The organism is Bacillus sp. HMSC036E02 (assembly GCF_001836235.1).
GTDB classification, from domain to species: Bacteria; Bacillota; Bacilli; order Bacillales; family Bacillaceae_G; genus Bacillus_A; species Bacillus_A cereus.
The window spans coordinates 222313-231903 of record NZ_KV827806.1 but is presented as its reverse complement, the minus strand read 5'-3'; the positions used below and the strand labels follow the sequence as shown (position 1 = coordinate 231903).

The following is a 9591-nucleotide window of genomic DNA, read 5'->3' as shown; positions in this document are numbered from 1 at the left end:
TACGAGCTTGTTCATCAGCCTGACGTTTTTCATCCTCTTGCTTACGAGCTTGTTCTTCGGCTAGACGCTTCTCATCTTCTTGCTTTTGAGTTTTTTCGTCTGCCTCTTTCTTTTCTAGCTCTTTTTTCTGTTCGCTATCTTTTGGCTCTTCATTATTAGAGGCAACTTTTGTACTAGTTGCTGTCGTTTTTTCAGAAGAAGGAGCTGAAATACCTAATAACGCAACAAAAATGACAAATAATACAGCTGTAATAATAAATTGTTTTTTCGCTACACCTGTTTTCTTAATAACAGATAAGATTGCTAGAACAAGGAAGAATATAAATAGAATGAAACTTAAAGTAGAAAAAAACTCGACGACGGGGTGTTCCGATTTTGTTGTACCGGCCGTTATTAATATAATAGAAATCATAAAAAGAATAACGGTAGGACGTCCATATTGTTTTGCTTTTCCATTTTTCTTAAAGAATGAAATGATACATAAGATTAAAAGAATAAAAGCAATAAAAAATAAAGCTGCACCAATATTACTTAAAATCGACATTTTCATACCTCCATTTGTAAGATTCTTCTTATTGATTATATAGGAGTTTATTGGATATTACACGGTTTGTATAAATTTAGAAAATTAATATTTTTAATAGACTTATAAACATTTATTTTATATATAAGGAAAAATGGATATATTTCCTATTACTTTTTGAAAGAGATTTCATAAATTATAGTATATCGATTGAAAGGAGGAGATTTGAATGGAATTTCAATTGTTGGTAACTTGTATATTACAAGAAGGTAATGCTTACTTTTTAGTAACGAAGGTAGATGATGTTATTACGTTAAAAGTACCGATTACTGCGGGAGTAGCAGGTTTATTTTTAGCTTTAGGTGTACCAAGATGTTCTTAATTTAAATCTCTATAGTAGAAGGGGAAGGGACATGCCTTCCTTTTCTACTATTACATAATATAATTATGTAAACTTAAATATCATATTTGTGATAGCACGTTTGAAATGGACATGCATATACTATAATGTTTCATTGGATGTTAGCGGTGAAAGGTAGTTTTAATAAGTGCATCCAGTGATATTTTTAAGCTATGAAAATAAAAGAGGTGCTATTATATATGAAAAGAAAAACATTGGATATTCCAGTTACATTGCGAAGAGAGTGGTTTTTAATAGAGTTAGCTCATTTAACGAAAAAATATGGAATTGAAATTGCAACTAGTAAAATGGATGCTGCACCGTTTTTAAAAGATCAAGTTACGGAGTCAAAGATAGGGAAAGGGCTACAATACGATAAATATGATGATGAGTATATAATTGAAAATTAAAGGGTAACAACAAAATTAAATTAATTTATAACAAAATATAAAATAAAGCAGATTCTAAATATAGAATCTGCTTTATTATGAAATACTTGTAGTCAACTAGCCTCTTTCTAGTGTTTTTCCTACATATTTCTCTTGCGTTATTCCAAAAGAGTCACGAAGAATGCGAGCATAATCTTTAGATTCTATTGGTCGTTTATTTTTGGTGCCTTTAAAGGTTTCTGTATAATTTTTATTTGTTAATGATATGTGACCATAAGTAGTTAATTTACAAGTGATAGCTCCTTTATTAAAAGGAGATTCTTTATGCTCTACAATCACTTTTTGAATCTTATTCACTTTTTTCTCATCTATTGGATCTACAGTGAAAGCATAGCCTATTTTCCATTCGTTTGAAGGTTCAGACTGTAAGAAACTTGTAGATTCCCCGTTAGCTCCTTTTCTCATTTCTAAAATATGCGTACCTTTTCGAGTATTTCGCTTACGAATTCGATATTCTCCTGTTTGAGAGGAGATGACTTCTCCGTTAAAAGGGACTGGATGTAAAGGGAGATGAGATGCAAAACCTGCATCCACAACATAATCTTTATCCTCATGACTTAATATGATAATGACATGACCATCATCGGGTTTCCATTTATTATCGTAAAGGTCATAAACAGTACCGGCTACTTTGTATACTTGAAACCCACAATCAATTAAAAAATAATACAATAGGGAGTTTAATTCATAACAAAGTCCACCTCGTTTTTGAATAAGTAACTTTTCTATTAAGTTATCTTTTGAGATATTTTTAATAGTACCAGCCATAATATCAAGATTTTCATAGGGGAGAATCATTCCCATTTTCAAGAGAATTTCATCTAAATCATCAAATGTTATTTCTTTTGCAGGAATTTCTAAGCGTTTAAAAAACTCCTTTTGTAATTTGGTCATCATAAAGTATTCTCCTTTCTTTTTACAGAATTTTCTTCTGTTCACCGATAGGTTAGTACTTCTAAAAAGTTAATTCAAGTGTGCAGAAATTATCATAATATATGTTTCTGGAAATATGATTTTCTATTCGGAAATTTCAGTTTAATTTTTAATCGTAGGAAAGTCTTATAATACAAGCTCCTTTAAAATTAGTTTGTATTTAATGAAAAGAAAGTACATATCTTTATTATATTTTTAAATAACTAACTAGTAATAAAATGTTTTTTTACTAAAATTTTTTCAAGATTTGTATGCTTTATATAAACAATAATGATTTAAAAAATATCTGGGTGTAGCGAAGGTAACAATTATTGAGAAACTTTTTTGTCGTATTCTATCAAAAGGAAGAGGTAGAAACAAAGAGAATAACGAGAGTTAAGGAAGAGGGTATACAACTAGTAACCTTCTAAAAATAGGGTTAACATCTTTTAAAAATAAAAGATTAGCTATTATTAAGGAAGGGAAAATATAAAATATTATAAAGAACACCTTCTTTCAAAAAAATAGGGGGAGTAATATGCGACTGATGAGAAGATGTGTGGCCTTACTAATTGTATTTTTTATCATGGCTCCAACGATTAGCACAAATGTACAGGCAGAAGTTATAAAAGAGCTTGGAAAGGGGTTTCCTGATACAGAAGTATTCACACCTGGAGAATGGTTTTTAGGCCAAAAACCTGCTAATTATGATGAGAATAAACCGCCAATTCTCTTTGTACAAGGAAGAAATGGTAATGCTGATAGTTGGTATGGAAAGACAGTATATCATGATATAAATGATATGTATGATTATGCTTTAAAAGCAGGCTATCAAACAGTGTTTATACAATTGTATGATGCTGCAGGGAAAGGTTCGGCTAGTCAGTGGGATAACGGAAAGTTGTTAGCACAAAAACTTGAAGAAATATATAATCATTTCGGTAAAAAAGTTAATATTGTAGCGCATAGTAAAGGTGGTATTGATACACAAGCCGCATTAGTTGAATATGGTGCGAATCGATTTGTTGGAAATGTTATTACACTTGCTACACCGCATCACGGCTCAAATTTAGCAGATTTGTCATATAGTTGGTGGGCAGGGTGGCTTGCTTCTATATTAGGTCAAAAAGATGATGGTACGTATTCGTTACAAATAGGTGAAATGGCAAAGTTTCGTTCAATAATAGATAACAACCCAGCAGCTAAATTAAACCGTTACTATACGGCTACTGGAACTAGCTGGGGGCCAACATTTTCTGCATTATCTATGGGTGGGTTATATTTATCATCGTACGGTTCAAATGATGGACTAGTAAATGAATGGAGTGCGAAGCTATCGTACGGTACACATTTATTTACAGATTCCAGATTTGATCATGACAATATAAGAAAAGGATCAGCTGTTTTTGCACGAATTGAACCATATTTACGTACGACAAATGTGGGATTACCAGCTTTAGTAGCATCCAGCACTAGTTCAAATGGAGATCTAGAACAATTAAATACAACTTCAAATCAAAATATTTTAGGAGGCGAATTACCACAAAATCAGTGGATAGAGCAAACCGTTACAGTTGATAAAAAAGCGGAAGGAATCGTTTCTATACTAACTGCTTCTTCTGATGTAGAAGTACAAATGGTATCTCCAAAAGGAAAAATCTATGCAAATAAAGATAGCGCTATAACTACTGGTGAAGGCGAATCTTTTTTTAATGGGGCGACAATTAGAACGTTTAAGTTTGATAAATTAGAAGTAGGCGAATGGAAAATCAAAATGATGGCGAAGCAGTCGAAAGATGCATATTTAGTTGTAAGCGATTACAAGGATGACGCACCATTTGTTCTTCGAATGCCTACAAAAGTTAAAATAAATCAACCTGAGTATAAACTGAAAAAATCACCTGTAGCACCTGAAATGAAAGGGGATCTTTCCATAACAGTAAGAGTCGTTAATAAAGAAGGTAAGTTAGTCTCTGAATTTAATGAATTACAAAATGTTAATACGAATACATTTACAGGTGCTTTGAAAGATATAAAACAACCGGGAGTATATAACGTTACGATGGATATAAAAGGGATGAATAAAGAAGGAAAACCATATAATCGTACGATTGTTAAGTCGGTTTATGTAGAGAAATAAGGAAGAATAAATAAGTATAATAAAAAGTGCAGAAATCTTGTGTTAGAAAGAATTCTGCACTTTTTTATGTGGGGAGAGATAATAAAAGTTGAAAAAACTGTTATTCAATAAAAAAAGATGCTGAAATAGCATCTGAATGTGAAGAAATAATTTTAACTTAGTTTTGTAACTGTTAATTCAACTGAATTTATACCATTGTCACAAGTTACAATACTTTGACGATTAAAACCACTATTATTTCTAAGTTGAAGAGTTGAATTAGCAGGCACTGTAACAATTGTTTCGCCAACGAGTTGAAGACATTCGTTATTTGATGAAGTATTCATTTGAATAGCGAAGTCACCTTGACTATTAGCAAGTGGATTGTTATTTAAAAATATAGTTATGACTGGGATATGTGGAAATACAGGATTTAAAGTAGTATTAATACTGGAAATGAACGAAACTCTATAATCACCAGCTTGTCTAAAGTGTATAGTAGTAGGATTTAGTAAGAAAACACCTCCTGCTAAAGGTCCAACGTGATTAAATGGAAAAGGATCTCCAAAAGGAACAGTTATAAATTCAGTTTGCCAAAAAGTTCCGTATGCAGGACAGCTTCGTTTATGTGAATGGTCACATGAACATTTTTTATTTGAACTGGAAGAAGATTTGCATGAGCATTTTTTATACGAGTTTGAAGAATGATAGTATGAACCCAAAATATTACCTCCTATTCTTAATAAATTTAAACCACATAGTAGTTTATGAAGATGAATCACAATTGGCGTGTATGCTTGTACTATAAAAGGAAATAGATTTGGAATATAAAGTGGTCAAATGATGAAGTGTAGTATTTGGGTATTACCTGTAACACCTTTTGAAGATGATAAGGTTTATAATTTGATAGAAAAATAAATGGAATTTCTAAATAGATTGAAGTAACGAGGAAACGTTTATCCCACTATTTTCCGAGCAGTAAGACTCCCATCTAAAAATTCAGCGAAAGCAAAGAAGTTAGGTGGGGGATGAATTAAACCCCCACTCATTAAAATTTCACTTTACTATATTTATTTAGTCTGACAAAACAGAAATATTACCTTTAGCTGTATGGATGTTATCATTTGGTGAAGTTATGATATTTAACTGTATGTATATTAGGCTATTCAGTTTATCTTTTATTTGCGTAGCTGAGCAGGAAAAAGTCAGAAAATATAGAATAATGTACATATGAAGCATCATTTGTTTTTGGTGTGAATAGTAATTAAAGATACGCTAAAATATTTAAAATTGTAACGAAAGAGAGATTAAATAATAGAAGGAGCAACTTACATGGAAAATATATTAAAGGTATCTTCAAAATCAAGCCCAAATTCAGTCGCAGGTGCAATAGCAGGAGTACTAAGAACAAGTGGTAATGTGGAAATTCAAGCGATTGGGGCTGGAGCTATAAATCAAGCGATTAAAGCAATTGCGATTGCAAGAGGGTTCGTCGCTCCAAGTGGTATTGACTTAGCTTTTGTTCCAGCGTTTCAAGAGATTTCTATCAATAATGAAGAGAGAACAGCGATTAAATTAATTGTAGGCCCTAGAAAGAAAAGGTCTTAGTAGAAGAGAGCGTTACTATAAGGGAAAAAGCTAATAGACTTCCCAGGTTAGATACGTTATTTTATGTAACCGATCCTTGGGTGTGGACACGGCATTATACCGGACTCATGTCTGTTAATTTCTCCTTAAATTTAGCGCGTGTTCTAGATACTTAAAAATGCCAAATCCTTTGTGATATAAGGGATTTGGCATTTTTGATGTTTTTAAAAATAAACAACCTTAAAACTGCTCATTTAGAAGATTTAGTTTTAGTAGCGGCCATTGAACGTTTTTATGATAGTTTACCTGATAAATGGAGAGAAATAGTAGCAGACAATATTGATTGTGCTAGTTATGTAGATGGGAAATATGAAGCGCACGTTTTAATGGAAAATGGTATGGAAATAAAAATAGAAATCTTTTATGTGGAAGAAGACAAAGATGAAGAATGGATATATAAAGCTTATAAAGTTTTATTATAGAAATTTCATTTTCATACAAAGGGGAATTGATATGAATTTTGTAAACTTTGAAACACAAGAGCAATTTAAACAGTTACAAAAAAATAATGTTGTAATTGTGAAATGGAAAAAAACGTAAGGCAGTACAAGGAATTAGGAGAAATCACACATCATAATTCTTACACAATTAATCGTATAAATGAATTGATTTTGAAAATAGTTTAGATATTGTTGGAAATATAGTTAGTATATGTCCGAACTGTCATAGGTTGATTCATTATGGAAGAGACAAAGATAAGAAAAAAGTTTTAGAACTTCTCTTTGAACAAAGAAAAGATTCTTTGAAGAAGTTCGGTATTGAGGTATTTCTCAAAGAGCTATTTGGATACTATGGAATTCTAAAATAAGAATATTCATAGCTATAGTGAAGGTAGAATGTTTCATACTTAAACATAGCTATTATTGTGATGGAAATTTAAATTTCGTCTTTTGAAAGTATCAATAATTTGTATTATTTTTATAGGGTTATATATTTTTCTTTTGCTCTGCTGTATAGCAGAGCTCTTTTTTTTGTCGTACAAAAGCCACCTATATATGTGAAGTGCACCCCAATTGTTAGGCTGTGTCTAACAATTGGGGTGCACTTCAGTCCTGTCGGGCGGCTTCTTTTAATTTATATTCACCAATTCATCAAACTTAAACTTAGTATTCAAACCAAAGGCATCTGTACAATATATAGTTTTCGTCATCGGTTCAATATGTAATACATTTATGTACATGTCTTGCACCATTCCATCACGATAGTATGAGATATGTATTTCTTCTTCCTCATGAAAAGATTGCATTAACGCTCTTTCTATTCGTTCCATAGTATCTTGTGTTAAAAAAGGTTTAGGTACTTTATATTGTTCCTCAAACATTCTATGTATTTCCTCGTATTGCTCCGGTATTGAAGCAAACGGATTCCATTTCACCATACCTCTTCCACGTACTACAGGAAAGCTGTTATATTCCATGATGTAATACCTCACTTTTGTTTTTTTAACTCCGCTACAAACATGTGTTCTTTTTTAAGGTTTGAAAAGGGACCATTTTGTTAACATGAATATTCAAAAATAATTTTTTCAAGTTAGAATATTCAAAAACTTATTTATGCAAACAAGCATGTCATGATAACATTTAACAAAAGGGGGTAGAAGTAGATGAGTGTTGACATTATTTCTAAAGAAGAAATCACAAAATTATTAAACGAATGGTATCAAGCTATGATTTCACAACGTGTATTACAGTCTCAGAAAATAAAAGAAGATATTGCAAATAAAATCAATAATATTAAGGAAGACCAAACAATATTAGTCTACTACGCTTTATTGAATGCCCGGTATAAACTGCTAATTCGGGATATGGATAGTACAAAAGATATTCTGGACAAAATCGAGCCTTTACCAGAGTCTACAGAAACATTTTTAGAGTACTATCATCATTTATTTAAAGCAATTTACGCTATTAATAAAGCAAACCATAGTGAAGCAAGAATGCAATTTGAAAAAGCTGAAACGTTTTTAGAGTACATGCATGATGAAATTGAAAAAGCTGAATTTAATTATTGGCTTGCAGTCCATTACTATCACGTATTAAAACCAATCCTAGCAGTTCAATTTGCTACAAAGGCGAATGAAGTATTTTCAATTAGTCCAGGGTATGAATTAAAAACTGCAGCATGCTTAAATACTTTAGGAATGGCACACATTCGACTAAATGAATTCGAAAGTGCAGAGGAATATTTACTTTCAGCACTAGGTACCTTCCAAAAATCTAATGATGAACTTCTTATTAAACGAGTTAAGCATAATTTAGGACTTTTATACGCAAGTCAAAACATGCCAGAGTTAGCAATTAAACACTTAGAGGATTCATTAGAAAATAACGCTAAAACTATGTTTCTTTTAGCAAGAGAACATTTTAAGTTAGGTTATAGTCATATCGCTAATGAATATATTGAGAATGGCTATAAGATTAGCGACTTATGTTATCGTCATCATTTCCGAATTTTAAAAGCAGTACATAACTATGTACCGCAAGAAGAATTAGAAAATGTGGTTATAGAAGGTATTTCGTATTTTGAAAAAGAAGAATTATATGATTGGGTAAAAGAATATGCTTCTCTTTTAGGTGAAAGATTCTATGGTTCAGAAAATCACAGAAAAGCAAGCAAGTATTTGCACATCGCTTTAGATGCAGACAAAAAGAGCATAGAAAGAAGGGCGCTAAAATGAAAAAAGCAATCTTATTAATGATGATGTTATCCGCTGTTTTTACTTTTGGTCTTACTAATGTAAAAGACATACCACAAAACGAAGCAATTGAAGTGTTTATGGATCATGGAGAACATATTTAAAACCTAAGGAAGAGGGCGCTTATAGTGTCCTCTTTTTAATATCTATTATTTATATGATGAGGTTGCAGGTACGTCTTTTGGTTATTGTTTGATAAACGTAAGATGTTTCTAAAAATGTGTATACAAAGGTGTAATTTTGTACTGTATATGTTCACGTACTATATAAAAAAGTATGAAAATCTATAAAAATAATTATTTCAATAAAATTTGTTTTATATATTAAAAAGTGCCAAAACCCTTGTGGTATAAGGGGTTTGGCACTTTTGTGTTTTTTATATTTTATCAAATAAACAATTCTAAAACTGTTCATTCTTCTCCCAAGATTCAACGATATAATGTGCGATCGTCGGATTGAAGCCTTTACCAACTAAAAACATAATCGCAGCAACTTCTGTTAATGAGTGTTCATGTGATGTATGTTTTGCTTCATTTAAACCGTAATCTACCCATGGTTTTACGAAATCTAGTACGGGTTTCTTGAAAGGTAAAAACTGTGTACCGACAACTTGTTGAATTTGTTGTTGTGTTGGTTCAGTAATTGGTCCAGGTGGCAATATTTGTGGTTGTGTAATGTCTAGTGTTGGTCCAGGCGGTAAAATTTGTGGTTGAGTTGGATCTATTGTTGATGGTTTAGGTGGTGAGACACGTGCGTCGTAGTTTGGTTGATACATTTGTTGTTGGTATTGCGGTTGTTGTGGTTGAGTTGTGTATGGGTTTTGTGGTGCTACATATGGATTTTGAG

11 protein-coding genes and 1 pseudogene are annotated in these 9591 nt (G+C 31.8%); 7 read left to right on the top strand and 5 right to left on the bottom strand.

Translation table 11 applies throughout. From position 1 onward, the window contains the following. A partial coding sequence (locus HMPREF2590_RS03450; protein ID WP_000025807.1) for a YfhO family protein occupies nucleotides 1–544 on the bottom strand: 544 nt, incomplete at its 3' end. Between the two features lie 208 nt (nucleotides 545–752). On the opposite strand from HMPREF2590_RS03450, the gene exsG reads away from it, so the two are divergent. Together exsG and HMPREF2590_RS03440 are read left to right on the top strand one after the other, a co-directional pair. Next, on the top strand, nucleotides 753–905 hold the full coding sequence (gene exsG / locus HMPREF2590_RS03445) for an exosporium protein ExsG (protein ID WP_000395679.1): 153 nt from the start codon (nucleotides 753–755) through the stop codon (nucleotides 903–905). Between the two features lie 218 nt (nucleotides 906–1123). After that, nucleotides 1124–1333 (top strand): hypothetical protein, encoded by a 210-nt coding sequence (locus HMPREF2590_RS03440; protein ID WP_000824205.1) that lies wholly within the window; start codon nucleotides 1124–1126, stop codon nucleotides 1331–1333. A 96-nt stretch (nucleotides 1334–1429) separates the two neighbouring features. On the opposite strand, the gene HMPREF2590_RS03435 is transcribed toward HMPREF2590_RS03440, so the two are convergent. Then, nucleotides 1430–2269 carry an arylamine N-acetyltransferase family protein gene (locus tag HMPREF2590_RS03435; RefSeq protein WP_000988427.1) on the bottom strand — a complete coding sequence of 280 codons (840 nt, stop codon included), beginning with the start codon at nucleotides 2267–2269 and terminating at the stop codon, nucleotides 1430–1432. A gap of 553 nt (nucleotides 2270–2822) precedes the next feature. Here HMPREF2590_RS03435 and HMPREF2590_RS03430 point away from each other — a divergent pair. Continuing rightward, nucleotides 2823–4424 (top strand): esterase/lipase family protein, encoded by a 1602-nt coding sequence (locus HMPREF2590_RS03430; RefSeq protein ID WP_001238692.1) that lies wholly within the window; start codon nucleotides 2823–2825, stop codon nucleotides 4422–4424. A 152-nt stretch (nucleotides 4425–4576) separates the two neighbouring features. On the opposite strand, the gene HMPREF2590_RS03425 is transcribed toward HMPREF2590_RS03430, so the two are convergent. Continuing rightward, nucleotides 4577–5125 carry a hypothetical protein gene (locus HMPREF2590_RS03425; protein ID WP_000536151.1) on the bottom strand — a complete coding sequence of 183 codons (549 nt, stop codon included), beginning with the start codon at nucleotides 5123–5125 and terminating at the stop codon, nucleotides 4577–4579. 610 nt (nucleotides 5126–5735) lie between these two features. Here HMPREF2590_RS03425 and HMPREF2590_RS03420 point away from each other — a divergent pair. Together HMPREF2590_RS03420 and HMPREF2590_RS03415 are read left to right on the top strand one after the other, a co-directional pair. Beyond that, entirely contained in the window at nucleotides 5736–6011 is a 276-nt protein-coding gene (locus HMPREF2590_RS03420; protein ID WP_000427801.1) for a stage V sporulation protein S, read from the top strand. Nucleotides 6012–6208: 197 nt separating this feature from the next. After that, nucleotides 6209–6472 carry a hypothetical protein gene (locus tag HMPREF2590_RS03415; protein WP_000478848.1) on the top strand — a complete coding sequence of 88 codons (264 nt, stop codon included), beginning with the start codon at nucleotides 6209–6211 and terminating at the stop codon, nucleotides 6470–6472. Between the two features lie 647 nt (nucleotides 6473–7119). Here HMPREF2590_RS03415 and HMPREF2590_RS03405 read toward each other — a convergent pair. Continuing rightward, the gene (locus tag HMPREF2590_RS03405; protein WP_000456233.1) at nucleotides 7120–7467 is read right to left on the bottom strand and encodes a YolD-like family protein; all 348 of its coding nucleotides are present in this window, start codon (nucleotides 7465–7467) and stop codon (nucleotides 7120–7122) included. Nucleotides 7468–7653: 186 nt separating this feature from the next. Here HMPREF2590_RS03405 and HMPREF2590_RS03400 point away from each other — a divergent pair, with 186 nt between their 5' ends. Together HMPREF2590_RS03400 and HMPREF2590_RS03395 are read left to right on the top strand one after the other, a co-directional pair. Further along, complete coding sequence (locus HMPREF2590_RS03400) at nucleotides 7654–8727, top strand: response regulator aspartate phosphatase (protein ID WP_000109862.1); 1074 nt, start codon at nucleotides 7654–7656, stop codon at nucleotides 8725–8727. Next, on the top strand, nucleotides 8724–8849 hold the full coding sequence (locus tag HMPREF2590_RS03395) for a hypothetical protein (protein ID WP_000709202.1): 126 nt from the start codon (nucleotides 8724–8726) through the stop codon (nucleotides 8847–8849). Before HMPREF2590_RS03400 ends, HMPREF2590_RS03395 begins: the two co-directional genes overlap by 4 nt. A 296-nt stretch (nucleotides 8850–9145) precedes the next feature. Here the strand turns inward: HMPREF2590_RS03395 and HMPREF2590_RS03390 are convergent. After that, nucleotides 9146–9591, bottom strand: a pseudogene (locus HMPREF2590_RS03390) (hypothetical protein); the annotation flags it as partial.

Excerpts from the sequence above, each read along its gene's own strand:
- HMPREF2590_RS03430 (WP_001238692.1), top strand. The coding sequence starts at position 2,823 with ATGCGACTGATGAGAAGATGTGTGGCCTTACTAATTGTATTTTTTATC.
- HMPREF2590_RS03405 (WP_000456233.1), bottom strand. The coding sequence starts at position 7,467 with ATGGAATATAACAGCTTTCCTGTAGTACGTGGAAGAGGTATGGTGAAA.
- HMPREF2590_RS03395 (WP_000709202.1), top strand. The coding sequence starts at position 8,724 with ATGAAAAAAGCAATCTTATTAATGATGATGTTATCCGCTGTTTTTACT.
- exsG (WP_000395679.1), top strand. The coding sequence starts at position 753 with ATGGAATTTCAATTGTTGGTAACTTGTATATTACAAGAAGGTAATGCT.
- HMPREF2590_RS03440 (WP_000824205.1), top strand. The coding sequence starts at position 1,124 with ATGAAAAGAAAAACATTGGATATTCCAGTTACATTGCGAAGAGAGTGG.
- HMPREF2590_RS03415 (WP_000478848.1), top strand. The coding sequence starts at position 6,209 with ATGTTTTTAAAAATAAACAACCTTAAAACTGCTCATTTAGAAGATTTA.
- HMPREF2590_RS03435 (WP_000988427.1), bottom strand. The coding sequence starts at position 2,269 with ATGATGACCAAATTACAAAAGGAGTTTTTTAAACGCTTAGAAATTCCT.
- HMPREF2590_RS03420 (WP_000427801.1), top strand. The coding sequence starts at position 5,736 with ATGGAAAATATATTAAAGGTATCTTCAAAATCAAGCCCAAATTCAGTC.
- HMPREF2590_RS03400 (WP_000109862.1), top strand. The coding sequence starts at position 7,654 with ATGAGTGTTGACATTATTTCTAAAGAAGAAATCACAAAATTATTAAAC.